Consider the following 14,278-nt stretch of genomic DNA (forward strand, 5'->3'; position numbering starts at 1 on the left):
GCTGTTCGGGGCCCGGGTGGTGCAGGAGCTGCACCTCGCCGAGCGGCCCGCCGCCGGGCTGCGCGAACTGCTGGCCCGCCGCACCCGCCTGCTCGCCGCCAAACTGCGCCGCCTCGAGGTGCTCACCGCCCGGGCCCGCTCCGGTGGGGTGCTCCGGCGGCCCGGCGTCTGGGAGGTGGCGCAGAGCTGGGGCGGGCGGTACGCCGCCGGGCTCGACCCCGACTCCCCCGCGCTGGCCGGCCCGGCGTCCGGGATCGCCGTCCAGGACCCCCGTGCCGCACTGCCGGCCGTCCGGGCCACCGTCGGGGGCCAGGAGTGGACGCCCCGCCGGGACCTGCTCGCCGACGGCCCGCGCGACCGGCACTTCGTCGGCGAGCCGGAGGACGACGGCCGCCTCGCGCTGCGCTTCGGCGACGGGCGGCACGGCCAGCCGCCCCGGCCCGGCGCGGAGTTGCGGGTCGCCTACCGGATCGGCAACGGCACGGCCGGCAACGTCGGCGCGGAGGCCATCAACCACCTGGTGGTCTGCCAGGACCGGCCGCCCCACCCGAGGGGGCGAAGCACCGTCACACCGCCGCAGGACGCACTGCTCCGGGTCCGCAACCCGATGCCCGCGAGCGGCGGCACCGATCCCGAACCGCTCGACCAGGTACGGCAGTCGGCCCCGCTCGCGCTGAGCCGCACCCGGCTGCGCGCCGTCACCGCCGCCGACTACGCGGAGCTGGCCGCGGCCCTGCCGGGCGTCCGGCGGGCCGCCGCCGAGCTCCGCTGGACCGGCAGCGTCCAGGAGGTCCACGTCGCCGTCGAGCCGTACGGGCACGCCACCGCGGACACCGCCCTGCTCGAAGCGGTCGGACACGGCCTGGAGGCGTACCGCCGGATCGGCCACGACCTGGTGGTCCGCCCCGCCCTGGTGGTGCCGCTCGACCTCGAACTGGAGGTGTGCGCCGCCCCCGGCCACCAACGCGGCCACGTGCTGGCCGAGTTGCGGCGGGTGCTGGGCAACCGCGCCCTGCCGGACGGCCGGCTCGGCTTCTTCCACCCGGACGCGCTGGGCTTCGGCGAGCCGGTGCGGGTCTCCCGGCTGGTGGCCGCGGCCGCCGCCGTACCGGGCGTGGTCAGTGCCCGGGTCACCCGGCTGCGGCGGCAGTTCGGGCGGGACGACGGCGAACTGGCCGACGGACTGCTGCGGCTCGGCGCGCTGGAGATCGCCGGCTGCGACAACGACCCCGACTGGCCGGAGAACGGCCGGCTCTCGATCGTGATCGGAGGTGGCCGATGAGCGGCCAGTGCACCTGCGGCTGCGCGGGCACCGCCACCGCGACGCCCGTCCCGCTGTTCAACCCGCCCGGGCTGGACGCCATCGGCTACCGGGTCGGCGGCTACGGGGAGTTCCTCGACAGCCTGCTCGCCCGGCTGTCCGGCCCCGCCTACCCGGCGCTGCGCGACCTGACCGTCCGCACGCCGGACGACCCGGCGATCGCGCTGCTGGACTCCTGGGCCGTGCTCGCCGACGTGCTCACCTTCTACTCCGAGCGGATCGCCAACGAGGGCTACCTGCGCACCGCCACCGAGGAGGGCTCGCTCACCCTGCTCGGCCGGCTGGTCGGGCACCGGCCCCGGCCCGGCGTCGCCGCCGACACCTACCTCGCCTACACGCTCGACCACGACCCGCGGGCCGCCGAGGACCCGACCGTGACCATCCCGCGCGGCGCCCGCAGCCAGAGCGTCCCCGGCCCCGGCGAGGACCCGCAGTCCTTCGAGACCGCCGAGGACCTCGCCGCCCGCTCCGCCTGGAACGACCTGGCGGTGCTGCGCCGCCGCCCGTACCAGCTGACGCCCGGGCAGCTGAACCCCGGCGGCCGGGCCGAGCTGTTCGCCGCCGGCACCGCCAACAACATCAAGCCGGGCGACCGGCTGCTGTTCGTGTTCAGCGCCGACAAGGCCGCCGACCCGGTCCACCGGGCGCTGCGGCTGGTGCCCGAGGTGCGGCTCGACCGCGAGAACGACGTCACGGTGATCGGGCTGCCCCGGGACCTGCGCACCCTCAAGGACCTGCGCGCCGAGCTGGCGGACTGGATCACCGTCACCGAGAACGCCCCGAACCCCAGGCCCGGGCACAGCCGGATCCTCCGGGACTTCGACGACCAGGTGCTGGCCCCGCTGCGCGCCGACCTCGACCGGCCGGCCGGCCCGCTGAGCACCCCCGCGGACTTCGCCGACCGGCTCGCCCCGGTGGTCGCCCGCGCCGCCGAGGCCGCCGAACTGGCGCACTCCCAGCAGCCGGTGGCCCGCTGGTTCGCGGCCCTCGGCGAGGAACTGTCCCGCCTGCGCGACCGCGCCCACCAGCTGGAGCCGCCGCAGGCCCCCGACAAGCCCGGGCCGAACCCACCCGGCAGCGGCACCGCCGACCCGGCCGTCCGCGGACTCGGCTCCGTGCTGGCGGCGCTGCGCACCGCCCCCACCCGGCCCCCGCTGAGCGCCCGGGACCTCGCCCGCGACCCGCAGCGCCTGTTCGCGCCCGGCTCGGACCTCGGCGTACAGCTGCTCTCCGCACTCGACCCCCGGCTGCGCGACGGCCTCTACCCCGCCTGGCGGCAGGTCGACCTGACGGCGCCGCTCGCCGTGCACGAGATCCAGGCGATGCGGGTGGTCGCCACCCCGTTCGGCGCCACCGCGCCGCTCAAGCCCGTCTACGGCAACGACGGCCGGATCGACCGCTACGTGGACTGGCCGCTCTCCGGCAGCACGCTGATCGGCGTCCGGGTCGGCTTCGACACCGCCGGCACCGTCCCGAAGACCGCCGACTTCACGTACGTCGAGGCCGGCAGCCTGACGCACAACGCCTTCTCGCTGCCGTGGGACCACACCTTCACCCTCGGGCCCGGACAGGTCAAGGTGGTCACCACCGAACCGCCCGCGCCACCGAACCCGCACGCCGCCGCGGTGCGCGCCGCCGTGCCCGCTCCCGACCAGGAGGCCGGGGTCAGCGCCAAGTTCCTGGCCAAGCTCCCCGAGCGCACCGTCTTCGTGTCCCGCCCGCAGGCCGACGGGCGCGTCCATGTGAAGGTCGACGGCGGGCCCGGCGCCGCGCTCGACTACCAGCTCGAACCGGGCCAGGAGAAGACCGGCGAGTCCGGCGAGCTGAACGTCCGGGTCCACCGCTACACGGCCACCGACGAGTCGCCGCCCGCCGTCGAGGTGGTGTTCACCACCAAGCTGCAGCCGGTCTCCGGCACGGTCCTCGCCCTCGACGCCGTGTACGACCAGATCGCGCCCGGCAGCTGGGTGGTCGTCCAGCGCCCGCGCAAGGGGATCGACGGCGGCATCCCGGGCAGCCGCGACCTCGCCGAGGTCATCACCCGGGTGACCGACGTCCGGGTGATCTCCCGCGCCGACTTCGGCATCACCGGCAAGGTGACCGAACTGTCCCTGCAGCAGCCGTGGTTGGACGAGAAGGACACCCAGCTCTCGGACATCCGGGACGCCACCGTCTACGCCCGCGGCGAGTCGCTGCGGCTCGCCGACGAGCCCGTCACCGAGGAGGTCCGCGGCGACCGGATCGACCTCGCCCGGCTCTACGACGGGCTGACGCCCGGCCGGTTGATCGCGGTCAGCGGCGAGCGGACCGACATCCCGAACACCACCGGGGTCCGGGGCACCGAACTCGCCATGATCGCCGGCGTCGAGCAGAGCGTCGACCCGCTCCTGCCCGGGGACACCGTCCGCACCAGCATCACGCTCAGCGCCCGCCTCGCCTTCCGCTACCGGCGCGACACCGTCCAGGTCCTCGGCAACGTGGTCCGCGCCACCCAGGGCGCCACCCGCGACGAGGCCATCGGCAGCGGCGACGCCGGCGTCCCCGGCCAGCGCTTCACCCTGTGGCAGTCGCCGCTCACCTGGCTCGCCGCCGACACCCCCAGGGGCGCGCGCAGCACCCTGGAGGTCCGGGTCGACGGGGTCCGCTGGCACGAGGTCGACAGCCTCGCCGGGCGCGGCCCGGACGAACGGGTCTACGTCACCACGACCACGACCGACGGGCGCACCACCGTCACCTTCGGCGACGGCGTGCACGGTGCGCGCCTGCCCACCGGCCGGGAGAACGTCCGCGCCCGCTACCGGATCGGCATCGGCGAGAGCGGCAACGTCGGCGCCGGACGGATCAGCCAGCTCACCACCCGCCCGCTCGGCGTCTCCGCCGTCGTCAACCCGCTGCCCGCCACCGGCGGCGCCGGACCGGACGGCCCGGGCCTGGCCAGGCGCACCATCCCGCTCGCCGTCACCGCCCTGGACCGACTGGTCTCGGTGCCCGACTACGAGGACTTCACCCGCTCCCGGGCCGGCATCGGCCGCGCGAGCGCCACCCGGCTCTCGGACGGCAGGCGGGAGCTCGTCCACGTCACGGTGGCCGGGGTGGACGACATCCCGCTCACCGCCGACTCCGACCTGATCCGCACCCTGCGGTCCTCGCTCACCGCCTACGGCGACCCGAAGCTGCCGGTCGAGGTCGCGCTGCGCGAACTCGTCCTGCTGGTCGTCGCCCTGAACGTCAAGGTCGACCCGGACCACTCCTGGGAGCTGGTCGAACCGGCGGTGCGCCGCGCCCTGCTCGACCGGCTCGGCTACGCCGGACGCCAACTCGGCCAGAGCGCCCACCTGTCCGAGGTGCTCGCCGCCGCCCAGGCCGTCCCCGGCGTGGACTGGGTCGAGGTCGACGCCTTCACGGGCGTGCCCGGCAGCCTCACCCCGGAGGGCCTGGAGCACCTGTCCGAGCAGCTCGCCCAGCCCCAGCCGGCCGTCCCGGCCCGGCTCGCCCGCTTCGACGAACAGCGGTACCGGGTACGGGGCCCCGACCCGGAGACCCTCACCGAGGTCGCCGCCCGCAACGGCGTCTCTGTCGCGGAGCTGCTGCGCCTCAACCCGTCCGTCACCGACACCCGGCCGCTGCCGCCCGGCCGCGTGGTGACGGTGTTCCGCGGCATCCGCCCGGCCCAACTCGCCCTGCTGTCACCGAACCTGCCCGACACGCTGATCCTCAAGGAGGTCGTCCGATGACTCGTGACCCGGACGGGCTGGCGGAGCTGCTGCCGCAGTGGCACCGGCTGCGGGACGCCGAGGCCGGCGAGCCGCTGCGCGCCCTGCTGGCCGTCATCGCCGAGCAGGTCGACGTCGTCCGCGGCGGCGTCGAACAGGGCTACCAGGACTGGTTCGTGGAGACCGCCGCCGACTGGGCCGTCGCCTACCTCGGCGACCTGGTCGGCTACCGGATCCTTCCCGGCTACGAGGAGGTGCTCGCCACCGGCCTGCACGGCGGGGCCTCCCCGGAGCGGGCCGCGGCCCGCGACCGGCTCGCCGCCCGGCTGGCGCCGCGGCACGACGTCGCGAACACCGTCGCCAACCGCCGGCGCAAGGGCACGCTCGCCCTGCTGGAGGAGCTGTCCGCCTCCGTCGCCGATTGGCCGGCCCGGGCGGTGGAGCTCTCCCGGCTGCTCGGCGGCACCCAGCCGGTGCGGCTGCTGCGCCCCGACGAGGAGCCGGCCGACCGTCAGCGGCTGAGCCGGGGCCGGCTGGTCGACGTGCGGCGCGGCGCCGAACTGGACCTGCTCGGCGGGCCCTTCGACGGGCAGGCGCACACCGCCGACGTCCGCCGGGCCGCCTCCGCCCGCCGCCAGGGCGGCTACACGCCGGCCGGTGTCGCCCTGTACGTCTGGCGGCTGAAGCCGTACCCGGTCACCCGGGCGCCCGCGTACTGCATCGACCGGGCCAGGAACCTCTTCACCTTCTCGGTCCTCGGCAACGACGCCCAGCTGGTCACCAAGCCGGAGCCGGAGCCGTCGACCACCCACCTCGCGACGATCGACAACGTGCCGGCCCCGATCCGGCGCCGGCAGCTCGCCGAGCGGCTGGCCGACTACTACGGGCCGGGCAAGAGCTTCGCCATCTGGCGCGACGGCGCCCAGGAGCCGGTCCCGCCCGCCGAGATCACGGTGGCCGACCTGAGCGACTGGACGTACCGGCCCAAGCGCGGGCAGGTCGCCGTCGACCCGCTGCTCGGCCGGATCGCCTTCGGCGCCCGCTCCGCCCCGCGCCGCGGTGTCTGGGTCGACTACCACTACGCGTTCAGTGACGACACCGGCGGCGGGGAGTACCCGCGCGACCGCCCGGAGGCCCGGCACCGGGCGGTCTACCGGGTCGGCCCCGGCGGGCCGTACGAGCGGATCAACGACGCCTACCAGCAGTGGCGCGCCGACCAGGAGTCCGGCGGCGCGGGCGGCGCCGCCGTCATCGAGATCACCCACAGCGGCGCCTACCAGGAACAGCTGGACTTCGACCTGGCCGCCGACGACCGCCTCGAACTGCGCGCCGCCGAGGGTACCCGGCCGGTGATCCGGCTGCTCGACTGGTACAGCAACCGGCCGGACGCGCTCAACGTCCGGGGCGTCTGCCCGGGCGGGCGGCTGGTCCTGGACGGGCTGCTGATCACCGGCCGCGGGGTCAACGTCACCGGACCCCTGGCCTCCGTCACCCTGCGGCACTGCACCCTGGTGCCGGGCTGGTCGCTGGAGCCGCACTGCGAACCGCACTCGCCGCAGGAGCCCAGCCTCGTCCTGGACCACACCACCGCCTGCGTGACGATCGAGCGCAGCGTCCTGGGCACGATCCAGGTCGTCGGCGACGAGGTCGACACCGACCCGCTGGAGATCCACCTCTCCGACAGCGTCCTGGACGCCACCGGGTCCGAGCGCCCGGCGCTCTCCGGGCCCGACTGCGAGCACGCCTACGCGCTGCTGCACGCCCACCGGTCCACGGTGGTCGGCGAGGTGCACACCCACGCGGTGCCGATCGCCGAGGACTGCGTGTTCACCGGGCGGCTGCGGGTGGCCCGCCGCTCGCTCGGCTGCCTGCGGTTCTGCTACGTCCCGCCGTGCTCGCGCACCCCGCGCCGGTACGAGTGCCAGCCGGACCTGGTGCGCTCGGCGGTGACCGAGCTGGTCGAGCGCGGCGAGCTGGACCCGACGCGGGCCGCCCGGCTGCGCGAGCTGGAGGCCGAGCGGGTCCGCCCGCTGTTCACCAGCCTGCGGTACGGCACGCCCGGCTACGGCCAATTGGCCGCCGGGTGCGCGCCGGAGATCACCCGCGGCGCCGAGGACCGCTCCGAACTCGGCGCCTTCCACGACCTGTTCCAGCCCCAGCGCGAGGACAACCTGCGGGCGAGGCTCGCCGAGTACACCCCGGCCGGCACCGACGCCGGGATCTTCTACGCCTCCTGACCCGCCAGCCACTGATGATTGTGAGAGGGAAACCGTGCACGCAGACTTCTCGCGCCTGACCTTCCGGCCCGGCAAGCACTACTCCGCGGTGCTGACCCAGCAGGGCCGGGTCCAGCTCGACGCCGACGCCAACGAGCAGGCCGCGATCGAGCGGTACCAGCTGCGCACGCTCGCCGCCGACCTGATCGGCCGCCGCGGCGGACCGGCCGCTGCGGCCGGATTCGCGATCGGCTACGTACCGGGCAACCACGACGTGGACGACCTCACCATCGGCGGCGGCCGCTACTACGTGGACGGCATCCTGTGCGAGGCCGACCGGCCCGAGCCCGGCATCGCCGTGCCCGACGAGCCCGGCCCGAGCCATGGCAGCGACGCCCGGGAGGCGCCGCTCGGCTGGACGTACTGGGACCAGCCGGACGCCTACCGCGACCAGGACCGCGACGGCGACCGGCTGCCCGGCGAATTCCCGTTCCTGGTCTACCTGAAGGTCTGGGAGCGCAGCGTCACCGCCATCGAGGACCCGGAGATCCGCGAGGTCGCGCTCGGTGCGGCGATGCCCGACACGGCGGCCCGGGCCAAGCTCGTCTGGCAGGTACTCGCCCTGCCCGCCTCGGAGTTGAGCGTTCCGGACGGCGGAGTGTCCCGGGTCCGGGAGGCCTTCGACGCGTGGGCCGAGACGCAGGAGCGGCCGGGCGGGCTGCTGGCCGCGCGCGCCCGGCGGCCGGAGCGGGCGAGCGAGGACCCGTGCCTGGCCCACCCCGAGGCCGGCTACCGGGGTCCGGAGAACCAGCTGTACCGGGTGGAGGTCCACCACGGCGGCTCGGCGGACGGCTGCGCCACGTTCAAGTGGTCCCGGGAGAACGGCTCGGTCGTCCTGCCGGTCGCCTCGATCGAGGGCGTCTGGGTCGACCTCACCTCGCTGGGCGACGACGACAAGCTCAGCCTCTCGGTCGGCGACTGGGTCGAGGTCGCGGACAGCGCGTACATCAGCCGGGGCGAGCCGGCGAACCTGCTCCAGGTGGAGGAGACCGACCTGCCGGGGCGCCGGGTGCGGCTGTCCGCCGAACCGCTGCCGGAGGTCGGGCGGCTGGCCGAGCGCCACCCCTTCCTGCGCCGCTGGGACCACCGGGCGCCCCGCGGCCGCGACGCCCTGCCGCTGGCCGGCGGCGCCCTGCAGCTCCAGGAGGGCGCCTGGCTCGACCTCGAGGACGGCGTCCAGGTGTACTTCCGCCCCTGCGGCGACTACACCCGGGGCGACTACTGGCTCATCCCCGCGCGGACCGCCACCGGCTCGGTGGAGTGGCCGCAGAACGCGGCCGGCGAGGCGCTGCTCCGCGAACCGGCCGGGGTCCAGGTCCACCACGCCCCGCTCGCCTGGGTGAAGGGCCCCACCACGGTCGTCGACCTCCGGCAGACCTTCACCCCGCTGACCGCCCCCACCCCCCAGTAGCCCGTGTCCGACGATTCGCGCCGCGAGCCCCGCGCGAATCGTCGGACCCACCGCAGCAGGTGCAGGGCCCGCGCACGGTTTCCCCGCTCGTCGGCGGATCGAGACTTGACGACCACCGGGCGTCACCCCCGCCGTCGGCCCGGGCCCGCGGACCGGCCCCCGCGGACCGGCTGTCAGCGCAGCCCGGCCGTCCGGCGCTCGAACACCTCGGGGCGTGCGGTCTCCAGGGCCGTGGCGACCGCGCCGAGGAGCACCGCCTCCTCGCCCAGGAGGCTCGGGGCGAGCGTCGGACGCATCGGGGCGAGCCGGTGCAGGGCCTGCTCCAGCGGCTCCAGGAGCAGGTCGGCGCTGCTGCCGATGCCGCCGCCGAGCACCACCAGGTCCGGATCCAGCACGGCGGACAACACGGCTACGGCATAGGCCAGTTGCTCGGCCTCCTGGTGCACCGCCCGGACCGCCGCGGCCTCGCCGGCCCGGGCCCGTTCGAAGACCTGCTTCGCCGTCACCTGCCGCGCCTGGCCGTCCCCCTCCACCCCGTGGTCCCGGGCGGCGCGCACCACCGCGTCCGCGGCGGCCTCCTGCTCGATGGTCGCCACCGGCTCGCCGGGGCGGGCGGGTAGCGGCACCTGGCCGATCTCGCCCAGCGCGCCGTGCGCCCCGAGCAGCAGCTCACCGTCCTTCACCACGCCCAGGCCGAGACCGGTGCCGACCAGCAGGTAGGCGAACATCCGGCTGCCCCGCCCGGCGCCCAGGGTGTACTCGCCGAGCGCGGCCAGGTTGGCGTCGTTGGCCACCGAGACGGCCGTCCCCAGCCCCTCCCCGATCCGGTCGAACAGCCCGGGCCTCCCCCAGCCGGGCAGGCTGGAGGCGTAGCGCACACCGCGCCGCTCCTCGTCCCACACGCCCGGGGTGCCGATCACGGCGTGCACGATGTCGCCGGCGGCCAGGCCCGCCTCCGCGATCGCCTCGTGCGCGGCGGCGACCACCGCGTCCGCGACGGCGTTCGCCGTACGGCCGCGGTTGGCCACGTCCCGGCGGGCGACGACCGTCCCGGCGAGGTCCGCGACGGCCACCCGCAGCCGGGCCCGGCCGATGTCCACGCCGAGCACGTACCCGGCCGTCGGGTCGACCTCGTACAGCACCGCGGTGCGGCCGCGCTCGGGGGCCAGCCGCCCGGCCTCGCGGACCAGCCCGGCCTGCTCCAGCGCGGCCAGCGCGGCCGAGACGGTGGGCTTGGACAGGCCGGTGTCCCGGGCCAGCTGGGCGCGCGAGGAGCCACCACCGGTGCGCAGCAGCTCCAGCAGCAGCCACTCGTTGTTGCTGCGCAGCCGCTGCCGGTTCCAGGGCACCGCGGGGGCCCCGGCCGCCGGGCGACTGGTCGGCTGGTGGGCGCTCATCGGTTCCTCCGGTCTGGTGCTCACGCGACTGGTACTCACGCGTTTCGGGCACGGGGTTCGGGCGGGGTCTGGCACGGGGTCGGGCGGGGTCCGGCACGGGCGGCGGTGCCCGGTGTCGGGCGCCGCCGCCCAAGTATGACCGGTGATCATCCGCCGTTCGCCCGCCGGACCCCTGCCGCTCCCCCGCGCCCCGGCCGCCCGAACGCCCGGCCGCGTGCCCGGACCCGTACCCCGCCACCTACCCGGCCGCGGCCCGGCGGCCGACCCCCTCCCGTGCCGGTCCCGCTACAACACCGTCTCCGGCGAGTCAAGGTTTGCTCCAGTTGTGGGCGTGCCGCGCCCCGGCGCGTGATCATGGGCGTATGCACTTCCGGCACGGCAACCGAGCAGAGGGCTCCCCGCCCGCGACACCGGGCTCCCGGTCGCTGGCGGCGACGGCGGCGGCCCTCGCCGCGCGACTCGGTGCGATCACCGGCGGTGACCACGGCGGTGACCACGGCGGCGAGCGCCGCGGTGAACGCAGCAGTGAACGCAACGGCGGCCGCACCGGTGACCGCGGGGACAGCGCCGGTGGCCACGACAGCGGTCTCGGCGACGACCTGGGCGGTGACGACCCCGCCCTGCTGCGCGCGGTCCTGGCCGCCGCCCCGGTCGGGGTCGCCGTGCTCGACGAGGGGCTGCGCTGGCAGTACCTCAACCCCGCCTTCACCACCGCGACCGGCCTGCGCCGGGCCGACCTGCTCGGCCGCGCCGCCGAGGCCACCGCCTTCGCCGGTGCCGTCGCCACGCTGCGCCGCGTCCTCGCCGACGGGCGCGACCGCGAGCACGCCACCGGTGGCCAGGACGGCGCGGGGCATCCCGTCCCGCCCGGTCTGCGGGTGCGCTACCGGGGCCTGCGGCACGCCGGCCGGACCACCGGAGTGATCGTCGTGGTCCTGGACGACCCCGACCCGGTCCGTGAGCGGCTCCGCGAGCTGGAGCAGGCCCGCGCCCGTCTGGCGCTGCTCGACGCCGCCGCCGAGCGGATCGGCACCACCCTCGACATCGGCACCACCTGCACCGAGCTGGCCGCCTTCGCGGTGCCGGGTCTGGCCGACCTCGCCGTCGTCGACGTCCTGCCGCCCGAGGCCGAGCCGGCCCGGTCAGGGCGCGGGGCGTCCCAGCGGCTGCACCGGGCCGCCGTCCGGTCCGTCCCGTCCTTGACGGCGGCGCTCGACGACCTGGCCCGCCCGGGCGAATCGATCCGCCACCGGGAGGGGTCGGCCGCCGCCCGTAGTCTCGCCGGCGGCATCGCCGTGCTCGCCGAGCCCGGCCCGGAGGACTCCTGCCCGGCCGGGACCACTTCCCTGCTCGTCCTGCCGCTCGCCGCCCGCGGCCGCCCGGTCGGTCTGCTCACCCTCGGCCGTTCCGCCGCGACCCCGCCGTTCACCGCCGACGAGGCCGCCCTGCTCGGCGACCTCGCCTCGCGGGCCGCCACCGGCATCGACAACGCCCGCCGCTACAGCCGTTCCCAGGGCATCGCCCTCGAACTGCAGCGGGCCCTGCTCAGCGAACCGAGCAACCCGCACCAGAACCTCGCCCTCGCCTCCCGCTACCTGCCCTCCGGCACCAGTTCGGTGGTCGGCGGCGACTGGTACGAGACGGTCCGGCTGCCGTTCGGCCGTACCCTGCTCGCGATGGGCGACGTCATGGGGCACGGCGTCGAGGCCGCCGTCGACATGAGCCACTACCGCTCCGCGCTGCGCGACATCGCCGGGATGGACCTGCCCCCGCACCGGATCCTGCGCCAGCTCGACACCGTCATCTCCGCCGACGACTCCGCCCGCCCGGCGACCTGCCTGCTCGCCCTCGCCGACCCGGGCCGCGGCCGCTGGACCCTCTCCAGCGCGGGCCACCTGCCGCCCGCCCTGATCACCCCCGACCGGCCCACCGAGCTCCTGCGGATCCCCACCGGCCCGCCCCTCGGCACCGGCCTCGGCGGCTACGAGCAGACCGCCCACCCCCTCGACCCCGGCCAGACCCTGCTGCTCTACACGGACGGCCTGGTCGAGCGGCGCGGCGAGGACATCGACGCCTCCCTGGACCGCCTGGCCGCCCTCTGCCTGCCCGCCACCGGCGACCTCGACGACCTCCTCGACGCCGTCCTCCACGCCCTCGTCCCGCCCCCGTCCTCCGCCGCCGAGGACGACATCGCCCTCCTCGCGGCCCGAGCCAGGCCGCGCTGACGGGCCTGTCGGCGCTGGCGGGCCCGACGGCACGGACGGCGCTGCCGTCGCGGAGGCTCTGCGCCCCCCGGTGGCGCTCGCCCGTCGGGCCCGCGCGGGCCTCAGGCCTTCGCCAGCGCCTGGTCCACGTCCGCCCAGATGTCCTCCGGGTGCTCGATGCCCACCGACATCCGCACCATGCCGACGCCGATCCCGACGGCCGCCAACTCCTCGTCCGACAGCTGTCGGTGGGAGGTGCTCGCCGGGTGCAGGACCAGGCTGTGCACCCCGCCCAGCGACGGTGCCAGCGATGCGAGGCGCACCGATTCGGTGAAGGCGCGGGCCGCCTCGCGACCGCCGGCGAGGTCGAAGGCGAGGACGCCGCCGTGGCCTTCGGGGAGCAGCCGGCGGGCGAGTTCGTGGTCCGGGTGACCGGGCAGGCCCGGGTAGTGGACGGCGGTGACGGCGGGGTGGGCGGCGAGCCGGCCGGCCAGGTCGAGGGCGGTGTCGCAGTGGCGGCGGACCCGCAGGGCGAGGGTCTGCAGGCCGCGCAGGGTCAGCCAGGCGGCGAACGGGTCGACGGTGGCGCCGAGTTCGAGCGAGTACCGCCAGACCTCGCGGTGCAGTTCCGGGTCGGCGAAGACGGCGATCCCGGCGAGGACGTCCGAGTGTCCGCCCAGGTACTTGGTGGCGGAGTGGATCACGATGTCCGCGCCGTGCTCGATCGGCCGGCACAGCAGCGGGGTCGCGAAGGTGTTGTCGACCACGCTCACCACCCCGGCGCGCTTCGCGACGGCGATCAGGCCGGGCAGGTCGGTGACCCGGGTGGTGGGGTTGGAGACGGTCTCCAGGTGCAGCAGCCGGGTGTGGGGGCGCAGGGCGGCTTCGAGTTCCGCCGGGTCGTCGCCGCTCACGTGGGTGACCTCGATGCCCCGGCGCTCGGCGAGGTCGGCGAGCAGGGCGAAGGTGCCGCCGTACAGGCTCCGTTGGGCGATCACGTGGTCACCGGAGCGCAGCAGGGCGAGGAGTACGGAGTTGATCGCGCCCATGCCGGACGCGGCCGCGAGCGCGCCGACGCCGCCTTCGAGGTCGGCGACGGCGTCCTCCAGTGAGCGGACGGTCGGGTTGCCGAAGCGGTTGTAGAAGAACGCCCCGTCGGGTCCCTCGTGGGCCTGGACGAGCGCCTCACCGGTCTCGAACGCGAACAGGTGGCTCTGGTGCAGGGGGACGCCGAGCGGGCGGCTGCCGGCGGCCTCGGCGAGCGGCGGGTGGACGATCCGGCTCTCGGGGCGCAGCGCCCCGGGGTTCTGGTGGAAGTCGCTCATGCCGCCCATCCTCGGCGGGCTCCCCCGCCCCGGCCAGGGCCAATCGCACCCGGGTGGACCGCTCTCCGGGGCGGCCCGCTCCGCGTGGCCCGCGGGTCCGGACGTGCGGGTCCGGACGGCTGTTCCGGCGCCGCCCGGACCCGCGGGTCCGTCGGCCTACCGACGGCGGCCGCTGAAGATCCGCTTCGCCGCGTAGACGATCCCGACGATCAGCAGCACGAAGAGCAGGATGACGAGGATGACCACGACCAGCAGGAACTTGCCGAGCTTGGCGAAGAAACCCTTCTTCTTCTTCTCGCCCTTGGCCGCGAGGTGCGCGGCCTCGCCGCGGGACGGGGTGAGGGACGAGGCCTCGGAAGCGGCGGCGGGCCGCGCGGCCAGTGCGGCGGGTGCGGCAGGACCGGAGGCGGCGGGGCCGGACGCGGCGGCCGCGAGGGTTCGGGGTGCGGCCACCGCCGTCGCGCTCGACGCCGCGGCGGTGAGGCCGACGGCGGCCAGCAGTGCCACCAGGGCGCCGGCTATCGAACGTGCGATCCGGTGAGTCATCGTGCTCCTCGTGCGGTTTCGGAGTGGTGCGGGTGAGTCTGTCCCCAGCAATTTCTCATGGTCTGACCAGCTGGTTTTCTCATCC

At 75.9% G+C, this 14,278-nt stretch carries 8 protein-coding genes; 5 read left to right on the plus strand and 3 right to left on the minus strand.

Annotated elements, in window-relative coordinates:
- The first annotated feature begins 16 nt into the window (after positions 1-16).
- From ACYP53_RS31075 to ACYP53_RS31090, 4 genes are read left to right on the plus strand one after another with little or no spacing between them, the layout of a single operon-like run.
- Positions 17-1,282, plus strand: coding sequence for a putative baseplate assembly protein (locus ACYP53_RS31075; protein ID WP_459649888.1), 1,266 nt, complete (start codon positions 17-19; stop codon positions 1,280-1,282).
- Positions 1,279-5,055, plus strand: coding sequence for a putative baseplate assembly protein (locus ACYP53_RS31080; protein WP_459649889.1), 3,777 nt, complete (start codon positions 1,279-1,281; stop codon positions 5,053-5,055). Before ACYP53_RS31075 ends, ACYP53_RS31080 begins: the two co-directional genes overlap by 4 nt.
- Complete coding sequence (locus tag ACYP53_RS31085; RefSeq protein ID WP_459649890.1) at positions 5,052-7,271, plus strand: hypothetical protein; 2,220 nt, start codon at positions 5,052-5,054, stop codon at positions 7,269-7,271. Before ACYP53_RS31080 ends, ACYP53_RS31085 begins: the two co-directional genes overlap by 4 nt.
- Before the next feature lie 34 nt (positions 7,272-7,305).
- On the plus strand, positions 7,306-8,721 hold the full coding sequence (locus tag ACYP53_RS31090; protein WP_459649891.1) for a DUF6519 domain-containing protein: 1,416 nt from the start codon (positions 7,306-7,308) through the stop codon (positions 8,719-8,721).
- A gap of 173 nt (positions 8,722-8,894) precedes the next feature.
- Here the strand turns inward: ACYP53_RS31090 and ACYP53_RS31095 are convergent, their stop codons facing one another.
- Positions 8,895-10,118 (minus strand): ROK family transcriptional regulator, encoded by a 1,224-nt coding sequence (locus ACYP53_RS31095; protein WP_459649892.1) that lies wholly within the window; start codon positions 10,116-10,118, stop codon positions 8,895-8,897.
- Between the two features lie 362 nt (positions 10,119-10,480).
- Between ACYP53_RS31095 and ACYP53_RS31100 the strand changes: the two genes are divergently transcribed.
- Entirely contained in the window at positions 10,481-12,343 is a 1,863-nt protein-coding gene (locus ACYP53_RS31100) for a SpoIIE family protein phosphatase (RefSeq protein ID WP_459649893.1), read from the plus strand.
- Positions 12,344-12,444: 101 nt separating this feature from the next.
- Here ACYP53_RS31100 and ACYP53_RS31105 read toward each other — a convergent pair whose 3' ends face one another.
- Both ACYP53_RS31105 and ACYP53_RS31110 read right to left on the minus strand, forming a co-directional pair.
- A complete protein-coding gene (locus ACYP53_RS31105) occupies positions 12,445-13,647 on the minus strand; it encodes a trans-sulfuration enzyme family protein (protein ID WP_189920469.1) in 1,203 nt (400 codons plus the stop codon).
- Positions 13,648-13,803: 156 nt separating this feature from the next.
- Positions 13,804-14,193 (minus strand): hypothetical protein, encoded by a 390-nt coding sequence (locus ACYP53_RS31110; protein WP_459649894.1) that lies wholly within the window; start codon positions 14,191-14,193, stop codon positions 13,804-13,806.
- Between the last annotated feature and the right edge of the window lie 85 nt (positions 14,194-14,278).

The sequence above is a fragment of the Kitasatospora sp. Ki12 genome, assembly GCF_054601375.1.

Coding starts and splice junctions, on each gene's coding strand:
- ACYP53_RS31080 (WP_459649889.1), top strand. CDS start 1,279: ATGAGCGGCCAGTGCACCTGCGGCTGCGCGGGCACCGCCACCGCGACG.
- ACYP53_RS31085 (WP_459649890.1), top strand. CDS start 5,052: ATGACTCGTGACCCGGACGGGCTGGCGGAGCTGCTGCCGCAGTGGCAC.
- ACYP53_RS31095 (WP_459649892.1), bottom strand. CDS start 10,118: ATGAGCGCCCACCAGCCGACCAGTCGCCCGGCGGCCGGGGCCCCCGCG.
- ACYP53_RS31100 (WP_459649893.1), top strand. CDS start 10,481: ATGCACTTCCGGCACGGCAACCGAGCAGAGGGCTCCCCGCCCGCGACA.
- ACYP53_RS31105 (WP_189920469.1), bottom strand. CDS start 13,647: ATGAGCGACTTCCACCAGAACCCCGGGGCGCTGCGCCCCGAGAGCCGG.
- ACYP53_RS31110 (WP_459649894.1), bottom strand. CDS start 14,193: ATGACTCACCGGATCGCACGTTCGATAGCCGGCGCCCTGGTGGCACTG.